Consider the following 24861-nt stretch of genomic DNA (forward strand, 5'->3'; position numbering starts at 1 on the left):
AATCGTGACAGTGAGGTCCGCCATGTTGGTCAAACGCCCCGCCCCTCGTTCGACCTTTCGTGAACAGCCCAAGCAGGTGTTTCAGCCTACCCGACTGGCGGCGGCCATTCTGGTCGGCATGGGCGTGCCCTCGGTCTGGGCGGATACGAACACTATTGTTGCCTCCGGCGGCACGTACCTGGTGGGCGATACTCTGGTGCAGCTTCCAGGCACGGCGACCACTATTGCGGTCAATGGCAATGTCACGGATATCACCACCGGCACGGTGCGTGGGCAGACCGGCTTTAACTCCTTCAGTCATTTCCAGGTCGGCAACGGCAATACCGTAAACCTCTATGTGCCGAGCGGGGCCAGCAATCTGGTCAACCTGGTGCATGACTCACGCGTGGTGATCAATGGCACGCTCAACGGTGTGCTGACTGATGGCAACCGGATTGGTGGCAACATCATCTTTGCCGACCCCCATGGCATGGTGGTGGGTAGCAGCGGTGTCATCAACGTCGGCAGTTTGACCATCACCACGCCCTCGGCGCAGCAGATGCAGCAGCTGTCTTCGGCGGTGGGTGTGGTCACGCCGGAAGGCGCGAGCCAACTGGTCGACGACCTGAAGAACGGTCAGTACAACGACGCGGGCGTTTTGACCGATCTGCCGGGTGCAGAGCGCGGCAAGGTTGAGATCAAGGGCAAGATCAATGCCGTAGGTTCGGTGAATATCTTTGGTGCCGCGGCGGTGGTGGCTCAAGGGGCGCGTGTTGAAGGCGGCAAGGACATTGCTGATGCCGTTTTCAAAGGCACGGTTAACACCGCTGGTTTGTCCGTGGGGCAGGCCGCGCAGCGAGCCGATGGTGCGGTGCGCATCGTCGGCCGTGACTCGGCGGTAATCTCTGGGGAACTGGCGGCGCTGATGGCCGATGGCAGTGGGGCCAGTGTTTCGGTGTCGGGTGGGCAAAGCCTGGAGCTGACGGCATCCGCCCGCGTGCGCAGTCAGGGCGAAGCCGGCAAAAACAGCGGCAAAGTGACGCTTGAAGGCAGCACCATCAATGTGCGCAGCGGTGCAGTGGTCGATACGCGGGCCACCGGCAGTGGGCGCTCCGGGGATATTCAGGTCAGCGCCATCAGTGATGGTGCCTGCACCTTCTGCAAAGGCGACGATGCCAAGACCGTCGATGAAATTACCCAGACGCTAAAAACCAAGCCGAACTCGCTGCTGGCACCTGACCGCGGCGTTGCCAGCGTCAACATCGAGAAAAATGCCGTACTGGATGCCAGCCACGTTGATGACTTCCGCGAGGGTGACATCAAGGTCAGCGCCACCGCCATCAGCAAGCAACTGGGCGGCTATTCGGCAGCCGATGCCAGCATCAAGGTCGCCGGTACGCTCAAGGGCGGCAATATCGCCCTGAACAGCAATGCCGTGGCGGTTGTTGACCCAGGCTTACTGAGCTCGCTGTTCGACAGTGCCGCGATCAAAGCCGACATTCTGAAGATGAAGAATGAAAACGGCTGGAGCGATGAAGAAGCCTGGAAAAAGATCATCGGCGACATCATGGGGCCGATCACCGGTATTGGTTCGCTGAGCAATCCCGACCAGCTCAAGGCGTTGGGTGCAGACCCCGCCGACCTGAGTGAGCTGTCGGCGTTGATTCCCTTCCTGGCCGTGTCGATCGGTCATGCCGACTCCAAGATTGAAGTGCTCGACGGCGCGAACCTGCATGCCAGCCAAAAGTTGCTGGTCAAGGCCGACAGCACGCGCACGGTGACGACGGAAAGCTTCTCCATTCCGCTGGTGCAATCGTTGATTCCGTTCAACGCTGGTATGGCCTTTGGCCGCATCAGCGGCGCCACCAGCGTGGAGGTCAAGTCGGGAGCCACGCTCAAGGGCGAGCAAGGCATCGCACTGCAAGCGCACAGCCAGAACACCTTGACGGTTGAGTCGGAAGCCACCAATGGGCACGACGCCGAAGGCAAGCAGGCCACCACCACCGGCTTTGCTTTTGCCATGGCCAACACGGGTCTGACTACCTCGGCCAAGGTCAACAGCGGTGCGCTACTGAACACGCGGGGTGATGTCAGCCTGCTGGCGCTGACCGAGCAAGCGATCCGCAACAAGGCGGTGTTCAAGTCGTTGGGTAACGGTGCTGCCGGCGGTGCCGTGCTGGCCCTGAGTGTGCTCAACAGCAATACCCAGGCGGCATTCAATGCCAACCTGAGCGGCGCGCGTCATCTGGACGTCAGCGCCACCAACCTGATTTCCCGTCAGCAAAATGAAGCGACCTCGCAGGCCGGTAAAGGCCTGGCGGACTTCCTTAAGTTTCGTGCGATTGGCACAGTCGATCCGATCAAGAATTATGTGCTGAGCAAGTTCAAGGACGTGAATCCGACTCAGCCGACGGACAGCAAATTCCGTTTGGCCGCCTCGCTGGGATTGGTGGTCAGTGATCAGCAAGCAGAGGCCAGCATCGGCCAGAGCACGCAGCTCAATTTGAGCGGCAATCTTGGGCTCACGGCACTGCAGGAGATTCGTGAGCTGCACAATCTGGTCAACAGCACCGTAAACGGCTCCAAGAGGGGCGAGGACCAGAATGACTATTCCCTGAGCATGGCCGTGGCGATTGCCACCCTGAATCAGGGCACCCGCACGCTGGTTGGCGATGGTGCGCAGATCACTGCCCAGCGCATCGGTCTGGGCGCTCAATACATCCAACCGTTGAGCCTCGGCGGCTTTGACCGCTGGAGTTCGCTGAGTGATATCGGCAAGAACATGATGAGCCTTGGGGGCTGGCCGAGTGATCTGGCCGGTAAGTTTTCCACCCAATACGCCAACTCCCAGGGCACCTCCGACGAACTGGCAATCACCGGTTCGATCTCGGTGCTGACCAATTTGATTGATACCCGTGCTTGGGTCGGTGATCGGGTTCGCCTGGAAGCCTTGGTCAATGATGAACTCGCCTGGCAGAGCAGGCCGCTGGATGCTCTGGTCGGTTTGCGTGATGCTCAGGGTTTGCTGATTCCGCCCAGCGCCATGGTGGCCAACCGCCGCTGGGATTGGGCGCAACCCATCACGGTGACAGCGGGTAACCAGCTCGGCCAATTGGCCATTGCCGGCAATATCGGCATGTTCCTGTTCGGCACTGCTGTGGGGGGCGAGTCTGCCCCGGGTGAAAATGCCAAGCCCTCGGCTCTTGGCGGTGCGCTCAATATTCAGACTGTTTCCAGCAAGGCCGTTGCCGGCATCGGCGCGCAGGCGTTGGTCAAGGCTGGCGGGGTGCAGGTCCAGGCTTTGCAGGATGATTTGATCCTGGCCCTGAGTCCGTCTGCGGGTAAAGGGGTAAGTGCGGCGGCCAATGGCGCCGCTGTGGCCAATACCCTCACCTCGACGGTCAATGCCTCCATTCATAACACCGCGAGCATGGACGCCAAGCGCATTGGTGTGCAGGCCGAGCACCGCCTGGGGCTGTGGACCGCAGCGGGTGCTGTGGCGCTGGGCGGTACCGCCGGGGTGGGCGGTGGGCTGGCGCTGAATGTGTTGACCACCGACGTCAATGCGCTGGTGGGCAATAACCTGAACTGGCGACCGGAGGCACTGGGCCAAGGTCTGGAGGCCAGCGGTAAAGGTGTATGGAAGGCCAACGTTCTGGATGTTCAGGCGCTCAGTTCAGGGCAGAGCGGGGCTTTTGCCATCGCTGGGGCCATTGCCAAGGGTAAGGATGAGCAGAAAGAACAGGACGAAGGCACGAAAAAGGCCGGTGATATCGGTAAGCCCACGGTAGAGCTGGCCGACAGCTTTGGTCAGGCGTTGCTGCAGTCGATCACCGTCGGCGTGATCAACGTCACGCCGGCGCTCAGTGCCTTGTCCAGTGCGGCTGGCAAACTCAAGGATGCGGTAACCGAAGCCCCGGAGAAAATTGCCAGTGGCTGGGACAGCATGAAGAAGCTGTTCAGCAAGAAAGACGCGGGCGGTGGTCCGGATGGCGGTGGTGATGACTCGGGCGGCTCAGGCAAGGGCTTCGCGCTGGCTGCTGCCGGGTCGGCCACCATCAATGTGTCGCGTCAGCGCAGCAAAGCGGATCTGGGCGATATCGTGCTCGATCCGCGTGACCCTGCCGACGGCGGCAGCAAGGTCAACGTGCTGGCCCTCAATCAGACGCACCAGTTCAGTGGTTCCGGTGCCGGCGCGCTGACCCTGGCGGGCAAGCAGAAGAGTGAGTCCAGTGCCGCTCTATCGGGAGCGCTGGCCTACAACCACCTGATGAATGAGACCGATGCGCGGGTGGGCAACGTGCTGTTGCGCGGCAATGACCTGCTGCAGGTGCAGGCCCTCAGCGCAGGTGATCAGATCGCGCTTGGTCTTGGTCTGTCCGTGGCCACCGCCGGTACCGATAAAAATGTCGCAGTGTCATTGTCCGGCTCGGCCGCTTACATGGGCAACCGCACCCGCGCGCTGGTGGAGAACAGCCAGGTGCAACAGCGCCAGGCGGCACCCGGCCAGATCGCAGTCAATGCCTACGACCGCGCACGGGTGATGCTCGGTGGCGGCGCCTTTGCCGGCAGCAAGGGTAACGGCGGCAGTGCCGGCGGCTCGCTGGTGGTGGGGGTGCTGGCCAATACCCTGACGGCGGAATGGCTGGGGAGTGAGGCGAGCAACTTCGCTCGCATGGATGTCACCGCAGCGAGCGCCTCACGGGTGCTGGCCGGTGCGCTGGGCGGTGCCGTCAGCACGGGCAGCGACAGTGGCGCGGGTGCCGGTTCGCTGCTGACACTGGTTTTGGCTAACAAAATTCAGTCGCGTGTCGACGCGTATAAGCCGAACGCCACGTCTCCGGCGCTGTTGTCTTCACTGCAAGGCGGGGCGCTGAACCTGTCGGCGCAAAGCCTATCCGGCGCTTCGCCGTTGGACAGCCTGTTCGCCACGGCTGCTGATGGCACCTTGCTTGAGAGCGGTCTTGATCTGGGCGGTGGTAACACCGTATCGGCGATCAAGGTCAGTGGTGAAGTGGACAAGGATTTGCTCAACGGCAAGAACGGCCCCGGTAACCTGTTCGAGGGCCAGATTGCCGGTGAAGCGGTGTTGGCGGTGGCCGGCAGCCTGGGGGCCTCCGGCGGCAAGGCCGGGGTGGGCGGTTCAATGGCGCTGGTGTATTCAGGCAGCGAATACACCGCTGAACTGGCTAACAGTCACGTCGGCCTGAGCGGCGATTTGACGATTACTGCGCGGCACAGTGCCGACGTGCTGGCGGCTGCGGTTTCTGGCGCAGGCAGCACCGAGGTGGGGGTTTCCGGTTCGGCCACGGCGCTGATTGGTCGCGGCAATGTGCTGGCGGGTCTGGGCATGGGCGATCGCAAGCTCAAAGCCAATAACCTGCGCATCAGCGCCGAGCGCAGCGGTGGGCACTATTCGCTGGCGGGCAATATCACCGGCAGCAGCGGCTCCACGGCGGTGGGCGGTGCGGTGGGCATCAGCGACATGCAGCAGCGCGTCGAAGCCGTGCTGGAAAAAGGCCGCTATGAACTGGGCGGCGACCTGACTCTGGATGCAGCCCAGCAGAGCCGCATCATCAGTGCGGCCCTGTCAGCGGCTGTGACCTCCGGCAATGTTGCCGTGGGCGGGGCCATGACCTTCAACCGGATTGCTGACACCACCCTGGCGCACCTGCGCAATGCCAAGGTGCTGGCGGATGACCTGAGCATTCGCACCACGCAGGCCGGTCTGGGCGCGAGCATCTGGTCGCTGGCCTTCAACCTGGCCGCCAGTGGCAGCAACACCGGCGTGGGTTCGGCGGTGGCGATCAACCTGGTCGAAGCCACGCGCAAGGCCGAGGTCAATGACAGTGAAGTGGACCTGCGCGGTTCAGCCAGCGTGTTGTCGGGGCTGGATGGCGAAATCTGGGGCGTCGGGGTCAATGCGGTCGGTGGGAGTACGGCTGGCGTGGGTGGCTCGGTGGTGGTCAACAACATCGACGGCAGTGACAGTGCCCGCGTCAGTGGCGGTTACCTGCGCACCAGCGGCAGTGGCAAGAGTCTCACGCTGGACGCGGCGCAGGGGAAAGGCATGCTGATTGCCTCGCTGTCCGGGCAAGTGACCGGCTCGGGTAATACCGGTGTCGGTGGTGCGTTCTCAGTCAACCGCATTGGCGCTCAGCGCAGTGCCTCGATTGCGCAGAGTGATGTCCGTGGCTTTGCCAGCGGTGCGTTGTCTGCCAGCCTGGATCAGTCCATCTACTCCGCCGCCGTCTCCGGTGCCGGTGCCAGCACGGCGGCTATTTCCGGTTCGACCACCAGCAACGTGATTGAAGGCAGCGAAAAGGCCAGCATCACGGGTAGCCGTATTGAACTGGGCCGTCTTGAGCTCAATGCCAGCCGTGGCAACCGGGAAATCTGGAGTCTGGCCGGTACCGTGGGCGGGGCCGGCAACGTCTCGGTGGGCATGGCCAACGCCAATAACATCATTCTGGCTAAGCGCATTGCGGAAGTCAGCGGCAGTCAGTTGCTGCTCAACGGCGCGCTGAGTCTGCGCAGTGGTGGCGCTTCGGGTATCCGTTCGCTGGCGGTCGGGGCCGGCGGTGCGGGCTCGGCGGCCGTCGGTGCGTCGCTGGCAATCAATGTGATCAAGGGCGAAGAGCGCGCCAGCCTGGACAGCAGCACCGTCAGCGGCGCTCAGGGCGTCGAGGTCAAGGTGACCGATGGGGCGGCGGACATCTACACCGCCGCCGGTAACGTGCAGGTGGGCGGCAGCGGTTCCGGCACCGGCGCGGTCGCCATCAGCACCATCGAACAGCAGCGGATTGCGCGGATTCTCGACAGCACCGTCGCGGCCGGCACTTCGGCTATCGATGTCCTGGCCACCAGCGCCGGCAGCATTCGCACCTTGGCGGTTAGCGGCAGCATTGGCGGCAGTGGCGGCGTAGCCCTGTCCAATGCCAGCAACAACATTGGCGCAGTGACCCGCGCGCAGATCGACGGCAGTGCGGGAACGGCCGGCGTGGTCACCGTCAAGGCGTTGGACACCTCAAGCATCGCGGCGCTGTCCGGCGGTGCGGCCGGTGGTGGCTCGGCGGCTGTCGGTGCGGCGACCTCGGTCAATCGCGTGGCCAGCCAACTGGAAGCCCGCGTGCAAGGGCGCAAGGCGGCACAGAGCTGGCTGCTCAGCGACCTCATTGTCGCCGCACATTCGAATTCGACCATCCGTTCGGCGTCGATCAGTGGCGCGGCTTCGGGTACGGCTTCGGTGGGCGGGTCGGCCGCCACCAACGTGATCCAGAGTTCTGCTCGGGCATTTATCGAACAAGGGGCCTGGGTCGTCGCGCAGAACAACGTCACGGTGTCGGCGCGGACGCAGGACCAGATCAGCGGGGCTGCGGGTGCCTTTATGGCCAGCGGCACGGCGTCGGTCGGTGGTTCGGCCACGGTCAACGTGATTGAAAACAGCACCACTGCGGGGATCACGGGCGCTCAGACGCAGGTCAGCGCACTGGCGCTGGGTGAAGCGGCGGGCATTGATAACGGCGTGTTGCTCAATGGCCCGAACGCCACAGAACGCCTGTGGAGTGATGCAGAGCAGTTCAATCCGATTCCCAATCTGGGCTTGGGTACACGGCAGTTCCGTGGGCTGGCGGTTCAGGCCAGTTCGGTGCAGCAGATTGGTCAACTGGCCGCGGCCGGTTCGATTTCGTTTGTTCCCCTCTACAGCGCATCGGTTTCGGGCCTGGGCAATAGCAACGTCATCGGTGGCCTCACGCATGCCAGCATCGAGTCGGCGCAGATCAATCAGGCACCCGGTGCGGCTGCAGCGCAACAGGTGTTGGTCGGCGCTGCCAGCCATGCGCTGAGCGCCAGTTATCTGGCCAGTGCGTCGTTCAGCCTCGGCGTGGCGGCGGTGGCGGCAGCCTTGGACACCACGGTAATCCAGCGTGAAACGCGTGCGCTGATCAGCGGGGCCCTGCTCGCCAGTCGCGCAGCCACCGAGGTACGTGCGGCGTCCACTCAGTTCGCCAGCAGCCTGTTGGCCAGTGCCGGCGGTGGCATTGTCGGAACGGCTGGCAACGCCACCCTGGTGATTGCCAAAGGCACCACCGAAGCCCGGGTGGATAAAGGCAGTGAGCTGCAGGTCGGCAGTCTGTTGGTCAGCGCGGATGCGCTGCAACAATTCAGTGCCAATGCGCTGGCCCTGGCCGGTGGTTTGGTGGGTGTGGGGGCCAACTTCGGTCTGGTGCTGAATCAGGCGGTGACCCGCGCGTGGGTCGGTGAGGCGTTGAATGCCTCCAATTCACTGGCTGACAGCCGTGTACAGGCCGGCTCCGTTACGCTTCGCGCGCGTGGCAACACGGAACTGCACAGCAATCTGGTGGGGGCTGCGGCCGGTGGTGGCGCGGTAGCCGGTTCGGCGCTGGTGCAGGTTGTGGAAACCACCACTGAAGCCGGTGCCAGCCAAGCCCTGTTCGGTACCGGGGCCGCTCCGTTGAGCAGCCTCGACATCAATGCCCACGACAACCTGCGTGTGACCGGCAATGTCGGCTCCGGTGTGGTTGGCGCTGCAGCGCTGGGCGCGTCGGCCAACGTGGTGGTGGCCAACAGTGCAACCCGCGCGTTGCTTGACCGCAGCACCGTGCACGCGGGCAGTCTGAGCGTGAATGCCTTGCGCGAAGGCTATGCCGAACTGCTCACCACTTCGGGTGGTCTGGGCTTTGCCAGCCTTAGCGGCAGTCTGGGTTTGTTATTGCTGGGCAGCGGCGCCACTCAAGTCAGCGCCGGTGGCAGCACGGTTGATCCACTGAGTTACCTGAACAAAGACGGGCAGGGCACGCTGGCCAAACTCGATAAGCTGAGCAGCACCGGCCCGGTGACCGAGTTGAATCACGATGAGGTGGTCTGGGATGACGCTAGCCAGCGCTACACGCGTGTCACAGTCAGCGACAAGGCAGATGCCGAGCGGATCAACACCAGCTCCAAGGTCACCGTCAGTGACCGCCTGCAGAGCAACAGCAGTCGTAAGCATGAAACCGTAGCCCGGGTCAGCGACAGCCAGATCAGCCTCAGTGGGGCGGCTTCGGTACAGGCTCAGGATCGTCTGGCCAGCCGTAACCAAGCCGGCAGTCTGAATGCGGGCGGCGGTGCCTATGGCGCGGCCATGGCATTCAGCCTGTCCAATGCGCGGGTCAGCGCCGAGATTTTGCGCGGCACGCTGAATGCCGCCAGCTTGCTCATCAAGGCCTCGGCCGTGGACAAGAACACCCCCGAACAGAGTGGTGATCACACCCAGGCCATGCTGGTTAATGCGGTCAGTGGGCAGGCGGCGGTTGTCGGTGCCGTGGGCGGTGCCGTCGCAGCGGCGGTCTTGAACAATGGCGTGAGCACCGTCCTCGGCGGCCCGGTGCAACTGACGGGCAGCCTCAATGGGCAGGCCAGTGACACCCAGAACCTGCAGGTGAAAGCCTCGGGGCTGGCGGTCGGTGGGTTGGCCGGGGCCGGGTTGGTGTTGGGCGTTGCCGCTCATGACAGCCAGGTCAGTCTGGATGTGGTACCGGGTGCCGCATTGCAGGCGAGTGACATCCTATTGTCTGCATTATCTGCAGGGTCAGCCCAGCTGAATGGCTGGGGCAGCAGTGGTGGTGTGTTAGGCGGGGTTAATGCTCTGCTGTTGTTGGCCCGTGATACGGCGCATGCCCGGTTGAGCATCGGTGATGGTGCCCGCCTGCAGGCCACACAGGCGTTGGATCTGGATGCGCAGGTACGCACGCGCTTGCAGGCCCGCAGCGAAGGCTATGCGTTGGGCGGTCTGCTCGCGGTGGGCGGCAGTGTGGTCGACACCTTGAACAGTACCCAGGCCGAGTTGACGGTTGGCAGCAACGTGCTACTGTCAGCCACCACCGGTCAGCTGCGCAGCCGCGTGCTGCGTGAGGGCGAGCAGGACAGTGCGACCGTGCATGCGCAGAGCCTGGCCGGTGGTGTGGGCATCTCTGCCAACGCCGCCGTGGCCACCGCGCGCTCGAACAGCAAGGCGCTGTTGCGCACCAGTACCAGCAGCCGTTTTGCCGGTGCTGACGGGGGCAGTTGGACCTTCCTGGCGGAAACCGATGTGCGTCAGCGCGCCACCGCCGATGGCCGGCTGGTAGGCATGCTGGCGCTGGGTGCCACCGTGGCGCAGGCACTGTCGCAGTCGCAGACACTGGCCGAAGTGGCTGGTTTGTTTGAGAGCAACCTGAGCACGGTGAAGATCAACGCACTTGGCAGTCAGGACAACCAGGCCGTTGCCAGCGCGGGTCAGGGTGGTCTGGTCAGCGGTGCGGCAGCCGTTGGCAAAACCGCCGACAGCAGTTCGACCCTGGCCAGCTTCTGGGCACGTGGTGTGCTCGGTAATGCCATGCAGGTGGGCAGCCTGGCCCTCAGTGCGTTGCAGCAGTCGCGCTTCAACAGCTTTGTCGACAGCAGCAGTGCTGCGCTGCTCGGCATGAGCGGCGCCCATGCGCAGAACGATATCAACCTTACCACCAGTGCCCGGTTGTTGGACGGCGCGCGCATCAACAGCCGTGGCTACAGCCAGAGCGCTCGTGCCAACGTCAGCAAACCCCAGGCAAGCGCCTATAACGTGCAATCCGGCTCCGGTGGTGTGGTCGATGCGGCGGCTGCGCGCAGCCTCAGTGCGATCTCCCTGGATACCAGCAGTCTGGTCGGCAACGACGTGTTGCTGCGTGTCGACGGTGATTGGCGCAACCCGAAAAAACTGGAAATTCAGGCCTTCAACCGCATTGATGGCTATGACCGGGTCAAACTCGACAGTGGCGGTGTGATCAGCATTGCCCGTGCCGAATCCCGGATTGATGTGCTCAAGAGCAACGCCGAGGTGCGCGTGGGTGAGCGCGCCGACCTCTACAGCATCGGCGATCTGGTGCTGGCTGCCAGCGGTGCTTATGTCATCGACAGTCAGGCGAACGCCAAGACGTTCGGCGCAGCCGGTGCGGCCAGCGGCAGCAGTCTGGCGCGGGTCAAGGCCGACTATGTGGCGCGCGTAAACGCCAATGCGGCGCTGTTCGCCTATGGCGATCTGCGCTTGCAGGCCGGTTATGGGCTCGATGGCGCGATGAACCGCGCCGAGCTCACGGCGCGCACTGACCTGTGGAACAACACCGCCTTTCCGGTGGTGACAGACCCGGATGCCGCCGCAGAGTACCAGCGCACCAGCAACCTGCACGTGAACGCCGGTAGCCGGCTGCGCAGCGTGGGTGACATTCATGCCTATGCCGGGCAAGGGCATGGCGTACTCACTGGCAAGGGCGTGGGCCGTGACCTTTATCGTCAGGCCGCCGCCGACCTGCTGGGTGCTATCGTCGGGCAGGTGTCGCTGGACATCAACGGCGGTAGCACCCTGAACAGTGGTCAAGGCCTGGTGCGTATCGATGGTCAGTTGGATGCAGGCGTTTACAGCCAGCGCAAGTTGGTGATCAGTGGCTTGAAGTACCTGCTCAATGGTCAGGAGGTCAACCCGGCCAGCCTCAATGCCTCGACCCAAGGCACGCTTACCGTCGTTCCTGTGATGCAGGAAGTCAGTGATGGCATCACTTGGAGCCTCAAGCAAAGCGAATACTCACAGTTGCTGACGCAGCGCCTGCAGGAACTCAATAACCGCTTAGCCAGCTACGGTATTTCGGCGGTTGAACGGGCGGCTTTTGAAGCTGAGCGTACCCTGCTGAATAAAACCCTGAGCAAGCTGTATGAGCAGATGGGCGGTACGGTCGCCAATAACCCCGGTGCTGTTTCCGGCGAGGGGACCCTGCCGGAAGGCTTGAAAATCTGGCTGTTGGAGATTGATCCGATATTGGCCAAGCCCGGCAATATTCTGGTGCAAGGCGATGCCCTGATCGGCAGCGGCAAGCTCAATGCACCGGGCGATGCGAAGATCGAAATCATCAACCACAGCGAGGCATTCCTTAGCCTCAAGGGGCTGGAAATCCCGGATCACCTGGGCGGCCAGTTGCTCTTCAATGGCGCCAAGATGTCTGGCAATGCCAGCATTCAGGCCGCTAACAAACCGGGCAGTGGCAACGCGGCCTTCAGCAGCGTGACCGTGGCGGAAAACTCGGCAGCACCACGCATAGTGGTGCAGAACCTGCGCAACCCGGCTGACAACATCAAGGATGCTTCTGGCTTGAGCATGCCCGCGGCCGATATCTACGTCGCGGGCAGCCTGCTTAACAAACGCGGCGAGATCGAACTGACTGCCAAATACGGCAGCATCTACGCCAATGCCGATATCCGCGCGCAGAAACTGAGCCTCAGCGCCGGTCAGGACTTTGTCCTGAACAACCCCAAGTCCTTTGTACACATCGGCGGCGACCCGGCATTCAACAACAACGGCAGCACGCTTCACGGCAATGGTTCGGCCACGGTGGCCGGGCAGAACGTGGTGATCAATGCGCTGTACCTGAATATCAATGGCCTGATCCAGAGCGGTGTCGCGGATTGGCGGGCGACCATTGATGAATCGCGCTTTGCCAATCTAGACGGGCGCCGTGCAGAGGCCGTTGGCAACCGCTTGCAACTGGTGCAGACCGATGCCCGTACCGGCACTCTGGGGTATGCCTGGGATTACGACAGCAACAGCATCGTGCTCGATCAGGTGCAGGTGGGTGGCGGTTACATGGAGCTGACCGGGCACATCCTCAGCACTGGCAATGGCCAACTCAAGGTGCTCGACGGTTTCAGCCAGGTGCACGTCACCAACAACACCACGCGTCATCTGGAACTGGCCGGGCTGGACCTGGGCCGCGGCGTGGAAGGCACCCTGCGCATCAACGATCTGGGGCGTGGCGAACAGGGGCAGCAGACCGGCGGTGATCGGCTCTGGTCGACGGTTTACACCCGTGTGGGCGATCAGGTGCAGCGTTATGAAGGCTGGAGCAATGGTCCGCTGACCCACAAAGGCAGCAGCAATGGCCGTGATACCAGCTACAGCACCACGGCCGGGCGTTCCTACGTCTGGCTGACCGGGCGCGACGACAGCATCACCACCACCCGGCAAGAGTATTGGGATGCCTTCTGGGGCTTTATCCCGACCGGTGATGGCACCCTGGCCTGGGAAAAAGTGGTCAAGGGCCAGAGCACGGCCATTCCCGGGGCCGAGTACATGGGCAGCACTCAGGGCCTGTACCGGATCGACAAAGACCGTATCCGTAACCACCGCTTTACCGAGGACGCAGCGCTCAACGCGATCTATCAGAATGCCGCCTTGCAACTGGCGGAAGAGGATCCGGATAACGCGCTGTTGCAACTGTTCCGTGTCGGCCTTGGGGCCGGTGAAATTTCCCGGGTCAACGAGACTTACACCACCGCTGATCCTGTCAAGATCAACCAATTCGCCGGTGGGTACTGCAAGACCCATTTCATCTGGTGCCAGGTTTACCGCACCACCCTGACCAAGGTGTTCAGCTCGGGCGAAAAAGAAATCAACCGCTATGCGGTGCAGGCTGATCGCCCCATCAACATCAGCTTTATCGGCAGCGAGAGTGGGCTGATCGACCTGATGGCCAAGGGGGATGTGACGCTGCGTGGTTCGTTGTACAACCTCAGCGGCAGCACATCGCTGAAGGTCGACGGGGCGCTGCGGCAGAACAATGACAGCCTGGTGATTGCCGCGCGTGACCTCGACCTGCAGGCCGGGCAGTCAATCGGCAGCGCCGAACAGGCCTTGCGGGTCGAGGCCACCCGCAGCCTGGGCGCTTCCAGCCAGTTCGGCTCGATCGACCTCAAGGCCCTCAATGGCGGCGTCAACCTGACACGTCTGAGTGCCGGCGGTAATCACCTCTCGCTCAGTGCCCAGGGGGACATTCTCGGCCAGGCCGGGATGGTGGTGACGGGCAAGACCCTTAACCTAACCTCCAGCCACGGCAGCATTGGTGCCGCTGGCAATGCACTGCGCATTGATTCGGGCAACAGCGCCCAGAGCTTGCTGCGGGCGAACGCCGTGAGTGATATCCACCTGGAGGAAGTGGGTGGCAACCTCTGGCTGGATCAGGTCAAAGCGGGTGGCGATGTCTGGCTCAAGGTTAGTGCCGGTGACCTGTATGACGGCAACAGCGAACTGAACTACGACAATCGCGCCCTGAGTGAGCTGCAGCGACTCTGGGCCAGCATGGGCCTGACCGGCAGTGCTGCCGATGAAGCGCTGGCACAACAGCGTGATGCCTTGGTCAAGGCCGGGCAGCAGCGGTATGCGCAGTACTGGCGCCTGCGTCAGGGCGGGGCGCTGAGTTTCGATGCCCAGCAGGCCGCCTTCACGGACGGGCAGCGCAACCAGCTCACCAGCCTGGGCTGGAGCGTGCAGCAGATCGCCACCGAGGACGCGCGGCGAATCGCTGACTACCAAGCCCTGCATACGCTGTATGGCGCGGGCAGTTTTGATGCGAACTTCACCTACCAACTGCAAGGCAGCGAGCTGGCCAGTCTGGAGCAGACGGCTAAATGGACGGATGAGCAACTGCGCTACTCGATTTCCGCCAACCTGTTGCGCCGCGACGATGGCGGTTCGGTGGTCAAGGAGGCCAACAATATCGAGGGTCGCAACGTCACCCTGGAGGCCTCGCGCATTGGCCGCCTGAAAGCCGATTCGATTGTCATCGACCTGAGCCAGGCCGCTACGCTGAGCAACGAACAGCGCGCGGCGCTGGCGTCTGCTGAGCGTGATGACATCGTCTTTGATGCCAATAACCCGCTGCTGATCCGGGTGATTCAGCGCGATGACGTCAACGTCAAGGCCGGCGGAACCCTGACCGCTACGGCGCAAACGGACCTGTTCCTCGGTGGCGAGCAGGACTTCAACGTGCATGCGCTCAACGGGCGTAGCATCAGCCTGAAAACCGATGGCAGCATCGTCAGCAGTAATGGCGACAAGGTGGTCATTCGTGGCCATGACGTCACCCTGGAGGCGGCCGGCGGCAGTATCGGCAACGCACAGGCGTTGAATATGGAGGTCACTGGCGACCTCACCGCACGGGCACGGCTGCTCAACCTGGTGCAACACGGCGATCTGGCCGTGGAGCGCCTGACGGGCGTGGACAGCCTGTCGCTGCAGGTGCTGGGTAACCTGCGCGCCGCCAGTCAGCTGGGTGAAAACCTGCTGGGCGGGCAGATCAACCTCAAGGTCAGCGGCCTGACCGGGGCCAGCGGGCAGCGCTTGCAACTGGGCACAGGGCTGGTGTCTCAACAGATCAATCTCGACCTGGGTGCTGATGCCTGGCTCGGCGGCCTGCAAGGCGCGTCCAGTCAGCCGGGCGTGCTGCATCTGGGCACGGTTGCCGTGAACGGTACGTTGGATCTGGGCCAAGTCAGCGAGGTGCAGCAGCGCGGTGCGTGGCAGCTTGGCGGCTTAGTGGCGGACGTCAGCGGCGACTGGCTGGCCAGTGCCGGCAGCAGCCTGAATGCCGACAAGGGCGTCCTGCTCAACAGCGGTGGCGACGTGCGCCTGGGCAATGTCAGCGTCGCCAACGGTGATCTGGATATTCAGGCCGCACGCCTCAGTGCAGGGGCACCGTCGACGCGCTGGCACGCCAGTGGTCTGCTGCGTCTGTCCAGCCTGGGTGATATTGGCAGCCAGCTGCAACCGCTGGAGCTGTCGGCCCGGCAGCTGCAGGTCAACAGTGTCACCGGTGGGTTATTCCTCAGCCTGGCTGCTGGCATTCAGGGCGGGACATTGGACAGTGCCGGTCATCAGTGGCTGCGCAGCCTGGGTAATCTGCGCCTGGATCGGGTCAGCAGTGGCGGGGACACTCAACTGCAGGGCAGCGGTCTGCTCGAACTGACGGCACTGAGTGCCGAGCGTGATCTGGATCTGAGCGGTGAAGCCCTGATCGTCGGCACCTTGCACAGTCGCAACGGCAATCTGACGGTCAATCTAAGTGATGCCCTGCGTGTCGACACGCTCAACGTGGCGGGCTTCGGCAAGTTGCGCAGTGCCTCCGCGGTATTGGGTGAGGCAAGTTTTGCCGGCGCGCTGGAGCAGGTGCACAGCGGTGCAGTGCAAATCGACCGGCTGACCCGTGCCGGTAACTGGACCCTGCAGGCCGACTCGGCACGCATTGGCAGCGCCACGGTCAACGGTCAGGTGCAGCACACCCTTACGGGTGCGCTGAACTTGGGCCAACTGGACGCCACCGGCGGCTGGAACTTGAAAGCAGGTCGCAGCGAGATCACCGAGGCCAACCTGGTGGGCGCGGTGAGCATGCAGCTGCATGACACGCTGCAATTGGGCCGTTTAACCACCTCAGACCGTTTTACCTTGCAAGGCACTGCCGCGCAGATTGGTCACCTGGTCGTGGGTGCAGAAGCTGACCTTGAGTTGACGGGTGATCTGGCGCTGCAGCGCTTGCAAGCAAAAACCTCGCTCCTACGTGCAGGCAGCGCATCGCAATTGGCTGACCTGGCCATTGATGGTGACCTGTTGGTGCGCGTGGCTCAGGACATGTGGCTGCAGCGCGCTGTGGTGAGCGGTCATGCCGACCTGCAGCACACTGGCGCTCAAGGCACGCTGCGCTTTGGCTCGCTGGATGTTGGGCGAACGCTGAACATGCAGGGCGCGGGTCACTGGCAGGGTGACAGCGCTCTGGCGCAGGGCGATGTCAGTGCCGACCTGGGCAGCGGGACCTTTGGCCGCGTGGAAAGTGCCAGCGGTGCCTTGCGTCTGAATGCAGGCGGACATCTGGCGGTCAATGAGCTGCACAGCCGTCTGCAACGTATTGACCTGTCGGCGGGCAGTGCCCAGCTCGGCCGGGTTAGCGCGGCGGGTGAGCTCAAGGCGCATACTCAGGGCGATTTGAGTGTGCTTGAGGGGCGCAGTGGCGGCGACATGAGCCTCACCACGGCCGCAGGTCATCTGGGCCACATCCGCTTCGGCACCGCGATGGACCCGAATGATCCAGCCGGCTTGCTGGCGGCTCATTTGAAAACCACTGGTAACCTGTTGGTGCATGCTGACGGGGATGTGCTGGGTGGCAATGCCGAAGCAGATTTGGAACTGCGCATGATTGGCCGCAACCTGCGCTTTGGTCGGGCGCAGAGTCTCAAGGAGGATATCTTCTTGCAGGCCAACGGTAACTTCCTGCAAGGCCATGGAAATATCACCGGGCAGGTGGTGGAGGCCAAGCGGGACGTTGGCATCATTGCCAACGGTGACCTGAGCATGCCCAAGGTGCTGTTCGGGGGCACCTACTCGCTCAAAGCCGGGCGTGATTTGGTGGTGGGCTTGGGCGGCGACCTGAATATCACTGGTATTGCCGAAGCAGGCCGTGATCTGCGCTTTGAAATTGCTGGCAAGGTTGACCTGGAGGGCGTGAGGGCCGGGCGTAACCTGAGCATCGTTGCCGGTGAGACGATCAACATTGAGCAATTTATCGATGCCGGTGGACACATCACGCTCAAGGCCAATCAAGGCGATATCCGCATCGGTCAGCGCATCCGCTCCAGCGGTCAGTATCAGGGGCAGGTGATCGGAGGCAATATTCTACTGAGCGCCTCAGGCAGTATCGAGACGCCGCTGGTGGAAAGTCTTAATGGGCGTATTGAAGCCGAAGGTGCACGCCTGCAACTGGGTGACTTGGCATCCAGTCAGCGTATCGATCTGTTGTCGCGCGGTTTGATTCGTGTGGCAACCAGTCGCAGTGCCGGTGACCAGCGTTGGACAGCCGATGAAGGCATCTTCTTCGAGCGTTTGCTCGCCAATGGCCAGGCGTTGCTTGATGGCCTGCTCGATGTGCGTGGTACAGAGCTGCGTGCCGAACAGGGTGCGCTGGTTCGTGCCGGCATTCGCCAGGGTGGCTCAGGCGCTGCCAGTATTCATCTACAACAGGCCGAAGCGCCGAGCCTGAGCCTGTGGGCGGGGAATCTGGTGCGGGTTGCCGATGCGGCCATTGGTCAGCGCCTGGATCTGCATGGTCGTGACATACAGCTCTACGGACGTCACACCGGTAGCGGTCAACTGGATCTCTGGGTGCAAGGGAGCGCCGAGCAGCAGATTGCTGACACGCTGTTGTTGCGCCTGGATGCCGCCAGCATCGCTGCTCCGCGTCTTTATGTGGCCGACGCGCTGATCGACACCACCGCGGCACAGGTTGATTTGCGTGATGCACGCGGAGTCAATCGGCTTGAGTTGCGCACCCCGCAAGCGCGGGTGCGCATGGACAATGCCAGCCCGGTTTACATGGCCGATGCCGATGTGCAGCTGTACGAACTGGACAAAGCATTCAGTCTCAAGCAGAGCAGCCTGTTGTCTGACACCAGTGCCTATGTCCTGCACCGCAAACTGACCCATCAGGTGGTGGTGCCGAACTTCAGCATCAACCGCGAAGCCAGCACAGGTGTCCCGTATCAGGGGATTTCTGCGGCCCGCTTTGCCGAACAGCACCTGTCGAGCGGCCTAACGCTGGTACGTCTGTCGTCATTGCTCAATAGCCTGGCTGCAGCGGTTGTGCCGAGCAGTGTCTGGGTGCCCGCCTGGAGTCAGGCACCTGTGGAAACCCGTATCAATATTGATGTAGCCGATGAGCGGCTGGAAGGAGATGAGGTGGCTTCTTGGTCCCTGTGATGATCACCCCGCGTGCTGCCTGGCTGATGTTGGTCATGTTGGCCAGCATCAGCGTACAGGCTGCGCAGCCTATCGGTCCGCAGGTCCCCGGGTTGGTTAACCCGAACCTGCAACGTGAGCAGGTGGAGCAGATTCAGCAACAGCAGCGTATCGAAGAGCGGGCCCGGCGTACGCAGGTGCCGGCGTTACGCGGTGATGCGCCTGCTGATCAGGTTTTGCCGGATCAGGGCGAGCGATTCGTACTGACGGGTATCGCCTTCAATGCCTCGGTCTATCTGCCTCGCGAGCAGTTGGAGTCCTTGGCCCAGGGTTACGTCGGTCGTGAAATTGGCTTTGCCGAATTGAATCAGCTGCTGCGCGAGATCAATGCGCTCTACGAAGCGCGTGGCCAGCTGACGGCGCGAGCATTGATCCCGGCGCAAAGCCTGGAAGACGGTCAGTTGCGCATTGTGCTGGTCGAGGCGAAGGTCGATCAGGTCACCTGGAAGGGAGAAGCGCGTAAGGTCGGTGAGCGTTTCTATGCTCAACGCCTGAATGTGCAGCCGGGCAGCACCCTGGACAGTCCTGCGCTGATGAGTGCGATTCAGCGTTTCAATGCCACCACGCCTGGCCCTCAAGTAACGGCCAGCCTGGCCCCCGGCGCTCGCTTTGGTACTACATCGGTTGAGCTGGAGGCGTTCGAGCCTGAAACGCTGCAATGGAGCCTGTTTGCCAACAACTATGGCAATGAAAGCACTGGCCGTGAGCAGTATGGCGGCAGCCTCACCTGGTTTTCGCCGACCGCCGTGGCCGATGCCCTCAACCTGCTGCTGGTAACAACCGCAGGTTCGCAATATGCCAGTCTGCGCTACAGCCGGCCGCTGAACCGCTGGAACGGGGTGGCCTATGCCGAGGTGGGCGGGAACAGCATGACCGTGGAGGAGGGGCCGCTGGCTGCACTGAATATCGAAGGGGAGTCGCGCACCTACACCCTGGGGTTTGACCAGCCCTGGTGGCTGGATGACAACTGGCTGTTGCAAGGTGGCCTGGGGTACAACCAGCAGCACTCAGAGAATACCGTCGAAAGCTTCACCCTCAGTGAAGTAGATACCCGGGAAGCCTTTCTACGCGGCCAGCTCGAGTACCGGGCAGCGCCTTGGTACCTGCGTTATGAACAACGCGTGCGTCAGGCCAGTGTGGACAACGCGGTGAGTGGTGATAGCGGCAGCTACGCCCTGCTCAATGGGCAGGGTTACCTATCGCGAGCTCTGGGCGAGCAGTATGAGTTGGTCGGACGGTTCAGCTGGCAATTCGCCAATAACACCGAAGAGCTGCCAGCGTCACTCTTCTACCAGTTTGGCGGTATCAGCAGCGTACGCGGGTATGACCCTGGCGTCATTTCATCGCCTCAAGGGGCAACGCTCAACCTGGAAGCCTGGTGGCGTCACAGTCCGCGTTGGCAGCCTTTTGTGTTCTTCGACTATGGCCGTGCCATGGAGCTGGGCATCACCGACATCGACCTGCAGAGCGTCGGCGTCGGACTCAATTTCAACTGGGGCCGGCACCTGAGCCTGAGCCTGACAGCCGCCAACACCCTCAAGGATGTGGTGCCTGATCAGGACGGCGGCCAAGTGCTGGCCCAGATCATTCTGCGCTGATGCTTTATTACTTTTGATGGAGACTCAACATGACCACGCTTCTACTCTACAAAGACATCAAGGCCCTCAACCGCGAGGAACATCAAGCTCTCAAGTTGCAGCCTTCGGAAAACTGCGGGTTTGCGGCGGATACTCATCTGGTGCCTGTGGCCGGGCTGGAGTTCTTCCAGGCCGCACGTCATTACCCGCTGGTCTTTATCGGTGAAGGCGCACAGGCCACGCCGATCGCCTTGCTTGGTCTGGCGCAGGGGCACAATGGCTACCTGGATGATGAGTTGCGCTGGCAGGCCAATACCTACATCCCGGCCTTTATCCGCCGCTATCCCTTCGTGCTGGCGCAGGATGAGGCGAGCAACTTTACCGTTTGCTTCGATGCGGCGTTCAGTGGCTGGAATCAGCAGGATGGTCGTGACCTGTTCGACGCTGAAGGGCAGAACAGTGCATACCTGGATGAAATGATTCAGTTCCTGCAGAACTTCACTGCCGAGATGGAGCGTACCCGTGCGTTTGTGGAAAAGCTCAACGCCTTTGAGTTGCTCGCTCCGCGTACGATCAAACTGACCCACAGCAGCGGCGAAAGCTTTGTGCTCAGCGACTTCCTGGCCATTGATGAAGAGAAGTTTCTGGCACTCTCCGATGAACAGGTGCTGGAGCTGAACCGTGCCGGTTTCCTGGGCTGGATCTATGCCCACCTGATGTCGCTGGGCAACGCCAATCAGCTGTTCGATAACTTTTTATCGAAAAAACAACAGGCGCAACGGGTGACACATTAACTGTTTAAGTGCCTTTTTGAGTCCCGCTGGCTGATCTCAGGTGAGGCGTGTTAGTCACGCTTCATTTGGTGCCGCCTCATACGGGCGAATTCATTATTGAGCGCTTTTGATGTTTGACGAGGTCAAGTTGCGTCTGTGTTAGGCAATAAAAAAGCCGGCTTGTGGCCGGCTTTTAGGGGGTGGTAGCTACTTATTTTTGGTAAGCAGCGACCGCCTTGTTAATCAGGTTGCGGGCCTCGTCGGCGCCAGCCCAGCCTTCAACCTTGACCCACTTGCCCTTCTCGAGATCTTTGTAGTTCTCGAAGAAGTGCTTGATCTGCTCGATCAGCAGTGGGGGCAGGTCGGTGTATTCCTGTACGTCTTTGTACAGCACGGTCAGTTTGTCGTGCGGTACGGCAACCAGCTTGGCGTCGCCGCCGGCTTCGTCGCTCATCAGCAGCACGCCAACTGGACGGGCGCGGATAACCGAACCCGGTGCCACTGGATATGGAGTGACAACCAGTACGTCGAGGGGATCACCGTCGTCAGCCAGGGTGTGCGGGATAAAACCGTAGTTGGCCGGGTAGAACATCGGGGTGGCCATGAAGCGGTCGACCATCAGGCAATCGGTGTCGTGGTCGATTTCGTATTTGATCGGCGCGTGGTTGGCCGGGATCTCGATGGCGACGTAGATGTCGTTTGGCAGGTCTTTACCAGCTGGGATCTTGCTGTAGCTCATGGGGCGACTCCCGAAGGGTGGGCCAAAAAAGTGGCGCGATTATAGGCATATTCACCAGGGGTTGCTACGCCGGGATGCCTAGCCATTGGTCGCGAACCCACTGTCTTCAGTTCTGACCTGGTAGTCGGGGTTGCAGGCTTGCAACTGCTGCAGGCGTGCCAGTGGATCCTGCCGGTAGAACAGCGCCAGCTGCGCGTACACCGCCGGGAAGGCACCGGCGAGCAGGTCTGGGGCGCTGAAGAAGTATTCGCTGGTGACGGCGAAGAATTCTGCCGGGTTTTCCGCTGCATAAGGGTCGATGGCGGTGTCGGCCTCGGGATTGGCATCCAGTTCTGCATTCATCTGATCAAAGGCGCTTTGCATGGCTTGGGCCCACGCCTGCACGGCCATAGTGCTGTGCAACGGCGGCAGGCCGTTGGCGTCGCCGTTTAGCATGTCCAGTTTGTGCGCCAGCTCGTGGATCACCAGGTTGTAGCCATCCCATTGACCGCTGGCCTGCACGCCGGGCCAGGCGAGGATCACCGGGCCTTGCTGCCAGGCTTCGCCGCTGTGCTCGGCGTCCCATTCGTGGACCACGCCGCTGGCGTCGCGGTGGCGCTGCGGGCTGACGAAGTCATCTGGGTAGAGGACGATCTCATGGAAGCCCTGATACCAGTTGAGATCGGCCAGGTGCAGCAGCGGTAGCTCGGCCTGCACCGCCAGCAGCAGGCGCGCCTGGGCGTCGAGGTCTACGCCGGGCAGGGCGCTGAGGTGTTTGTGATGGAGAAACAGCACAGCGCGTTCGCGCAGGCGCTGCTGTTCGGCGTCATCCAGGCCATCGAGGATCGGCAAGTGCTGCAATACGGCCTGCCACTGCGCGCTGCTCACGGGATGACGGGCAAGGATGCGCTGGCGACGCCAGGCGCGGAGCGACCACATGGACTCTGCTCGTACGGTGGAAAGCGCCCACCATAAGCCGGGTGTCAGTGCTGGGCAAGTCGGCACAAAGGCTGCAACGGCATGCTTATCTGCGACCTGGGAGGGCTGCCAATGTCGATCGAGCGTCTGCATCATCCCACCATCAAACTGCTCTGCGGCAACGGTCGAGACCTGCCCAACCAGGCTGCACGGGTCCGCGCGACCTGGCTGCCGGTGCGGGAAGGACAGCCGGCGGTGCTTCTGGTAGCGCTGCTCTGGGCGCGCGAATGCACTGATGTGGTGCGTAGCCTGGAGTCCTACCTGGATGGCCTGCTGGCCGACTGCTGTTGCACGCCGGGCGGCTGGAGCGAAGCCCAGGCGGCGCGGCAGGTGCTGGCAGCATTCAATCAGCAGCTGTTTCGTCAACGCCAGGCTGGACGCAGCATCGCGCAACTGAATGCCGGGTTGCTGTTGCTGCAGAACGGCGAGGCGCAGCTTCTCCAGGCCGGGGCCATCGGTTTACGGCGCTATCAAGGCGGCACCACGCAGAGCTTGATCGGCCGCGATGGGCTGCAGCTGGGCGCTCAGGCCGAACTGGCGCTGGTGCAGCACAGCCTGACCCTTAATCCTGGCGAGCTGTTATTGCTGGCACCGCAGCCGTTGCTGGATGTGGCGGACTTGCAAGGCTTTTGCGGCGCGGGCGATACCCTGCAAGGCGATCCATTGCCGGAGATGCTTGCACCATTGCTGCAAGCCCCCGGCGCAGCTGTTTTATTGCTGCCGGGCGAAGCCGATAGCGCGCCTGAGCTGGCCCCGCGCAAGCCCTGGCGCGCGGTGGTCGATGCGCAACCTGGTTTGCAGCTGGATGGCTGGGTGCTGCTCTCGGCCTGCCCCTACGGTCCGCCGGGGCGGGTGTTTCGCGCCACCGATCCGCATGGGCGTGAGGCCATGCTGTGGCTGGCCGAGCGGGATGCGGATGAAGCATTTTGGCAGCGCGAGTGGGCGCTACGGCGCAGTCCGGTGGCCAGCCTGGCGCAGGTGATGTCTTCGCATCAGCCGCGTGAGCATGCCTTCTGGCTGTTCGAGCCTGCGGGCAAGGGTATGCGTAACCTGAACGACTGGGTGGCGGCCCACGGCCCGGTCGATGGTTTGACGATACTGGCTGTGCTCGAACAGTTGATCGCCGCCGTACGCGGTTTGCAACGACGCGGCATGCAGGGGCTGTGGCTGGACCCGCGCAATATTCTGCTGGATGACGGCGGCCGCCTGCTGTTGCTGCCCGAACATGCCGCGCTATTGCCTGGGGTGGCGCCGCAGGCAATACCCGCGCAGGCGGTGCCGCTGGCGCCCGAGGTGCGCGCCGGGCAGGCCGTGGATGGCCGCGCCGATCAGTTCGCTCTGGCAGCGCTAGCCTATTGGCTGTTCAGTGGGCGTTGGCCCGAGGCAGCGCAGGCGGATGCGGGCGGTCATAGCCGTTATATGCCATTGGCGCAGTTCAGCATGCGGGTGCCAATCGGCTGGGATGGTGTGCTGGCGCGGGCACTGGCGCCCAGGCCTGAAGCGCGCTTCGAGGCGCTGTCGGAGTTTGAGCAGGCGTTGCGTCAGCCGTTACTTCATCAACCGGTACCTTCGCGTCGCACACGCCGCTATCGGCAGGGCTGGCACCTGGCGGCGCTGGCGCTGTTGGTGCTGCAACTGGGCGTGGCTTTGTGGCTTAGCCTGGAAGGCTGAGGGGCTTAGCCAGCGGCGCACTGTGCGTCGCTGGCTGGGCAGGTTACGGCGCGGTGAAGTCTTCGGTGATCGGCAGGACAAAACTCTTGAACTCGGTGTCTTCCTTGAAGCCGATGGATTCGTAGAGCTTGTGGGCGACCTCATTGTCGACGCTAGAGGCAACGCGCAGACGCACAGCGTTGGTTTCCTTGGCCATCTGCTTGGCGGTCTGGATCAGACGGTCGGCCACCAGCTGGCGGCGTGCATCCTGGCAAACGTAGATGTCGTTGAGAATCCACACGCGCTTGAGCGACAGCGAGGAGAAGCTCGAATAGAGCTGGCAGAAGCCGAGAATCTTCTCTTCATCATCGGCCATGGCCAGGTAGATCACCGATTCCTTGCGGCTGATGCGCTTTTCCAGAAACTTGCGCGAGGAGTCGGGGTAGGGCAGCTGGCCAAAGTGTTCGCGGTAATTGACGAACAATGGCGTGAGTTGATCCAGATGCTCCAGGGTCGCTTGGACGATGCGCATGGTGAGCCTCTACTTAAAGTCATGTGGAT

The 24861-nt window shown here is 62.4% G+C and carries 7 protein-coding genes; 4 read left to right on the forward strand and 3 right to left on the reverse strand.

Annotated elements, in window-relative coordinates:
* Positions 1 to 22: 22 nt before the first annotated feature.
* From CUR33_RS18210 to CUR33_RS18220, 3 genes are read left to right on the forward strand one after another with little or no spacing between them, the layout of a single operon-like run.
* Positions 23 to 18565 carry a leukotoxin LktA family filamentous adhesin gene (locus tag CUR33_RS18210; RefSeq protein ID WP_289240491.1) on the forward strand — a complete coding sequence of 6181 codons (18543 nt, stop codon included), beginning with the start codon at positions 23 to 25 and terminating at the stop codon, positions 18563 to 18565.
* Positions 18565 to 20202, forward strand: coding sequence for a ShlB/FhaC/HecB family hemolysin secretion/activation protein (locus CUR33_RS18215; RefSeq protein ID WP_289240492.1), 1638 nt, complete (start codon positions 18565 to 18567; stop codon positions 20200 to 20202). The genes CUR33_RS18210 and CUR33_RS18215 overlap by 1 nt, the downstream gene beginning before the upstream one ends.
* A 29-nt stretch (positions 20203 to 20231) precedes the next feature.
* Positions 20232 to 20975: a SapC family protein gene (locus CUR33_RS18220; RefSeq protein WP_289240493.1), complete on the forward strand. Its 744-nt coding sequence runs from the start codon at positions 20232 to 20234 to the stop codon at positions 20973 to 20975.
* Positions 20976 to 21165: 190 nt separating this feature from the next.
* Here CUR33_RS18220 and ppa read toward each other — a convergent pair whose 3' ends face one another.
* On the reverse strand, positions 21166 to 21693 hold the full coding sequence (gene ppa, locus CUR33_RS18225) for an inorganic diphosphatase (RefSeq protein ID WP_090255657.1): 528 nt from the start codon (positions 21691 to 21693) through the stop codon (positions 21166 to 21168).
* 78 nt (positions 21694 to 21771) lie between these two features.
* The gene (locus tag CUR33_RS18230) at positions 21772 to 22611 is read right to left on the reverse strand and encodes a M90 family metallopeptidase (protein WP_289240494.1); all 840 of its coding nucleotides are present in this window, start codon (positions 22609 to 22611) and stop codon (positions 21772 to 21774) included.
* Positions 22612 to 22722: 111 nt separating this feature from the next.
* Here CUR33_RS18230 and CUR33_RS18235 point away from each other — a divergent pair, with 111 nt between their 5' ends.
* Positions 22723 to 24321 (forward strand): SpoIIE family protein phosphatase, encoded by a 1599-nt coding sequence (locus CUR33_RS18235; RefSeq protein ID WP_289240495.1) that lies wholly within the window; start codon positions 22723 to 22725, stop codon positions 24319 to 24321.
* Positions 24322 to 24364: 43 nt separating this feature from the next.
* Here CUR33_RS18235 and CUR33_RS18240 read toward each other — a convergent pair whose 3' ends face one another.
* Positions 24365 to 24832 carry a GNAT family N-acetyltransferase gene (locus CUR33_RS18240; RefSeq protein WP_090255651.1) on the reverse strand — a complete coding sequence of 156 codons (468 nt, stop codon included), beginning with the start codon at positions 24830 to 24832 and terminating at the stop codon, positions 24365 to 24367.
* Positions 24833 to 24861: the final 29 nt, after the last annotated feature.

It is taken from the genome of Pseudomonas sp. FEMGT703P, assembly GCF_002786345.1.
In the GTDB taxonomy this organism is placed as follows: Bacteria; Pseudomonadota; Gammaproteobacteria; order Pseudomonadales; family Pseudomonadaceae; genus Aquipseudomonas; species Aquipseudomonas peli.

Bases quoted from the DNA above. Each gene is read 5' to 3' on its own strand.
- CUR33_RS18220 (WP_289240493.1), top strand. From the start codon at position 20,232: ATGACCACGCTTCTACTCTACAAAGACATCAAGGCCCTCAACCGCGAG.
- CUR33_RS18230 (WP_289240494.1), bottom strand. From the start codon at position 22,611: ATGTGGTCGCTCCGCGCCTGGCGTCGCCAGCGCATCCTTGCCCGTCAT.
- CUR33_RS18215 (WP_289240492.1), top strand. From the start codon at position 18,565: ATGATCACCCCGCGTGCTGCCTGGCTGATGTTGGTCATGTTGGCCAGC.
- ppa (WP_090255657.1), bottom strand. From the start codon at position 21,693: ATGAGCTACAGCAAGATCCCAGCTGGTAAAGACCTGCCAAACGACATC.
- CUR33_RS18235 (WP_289240495.1), top strand. From the start codon at position 22,723: ATGTCGATCGAGCGTCTGCATCATCCCACCATCAAACTGCTCTGCGGC.
- CUR33_RS18240 (WP_090255651.1), bottom strand. From the start codon at position 24,832: ATGCGCATCGTCCAAGCGACCCTGGAGCATCTGGATCAACTCACGCCA.
- CUR33_RS18210 (WP_289240491.1), top strand. From the start codon at position 23: ATGTTGGTCAAACGCCCCGCCCCTCGTTCGACCTTTCGTGAACAGCCC.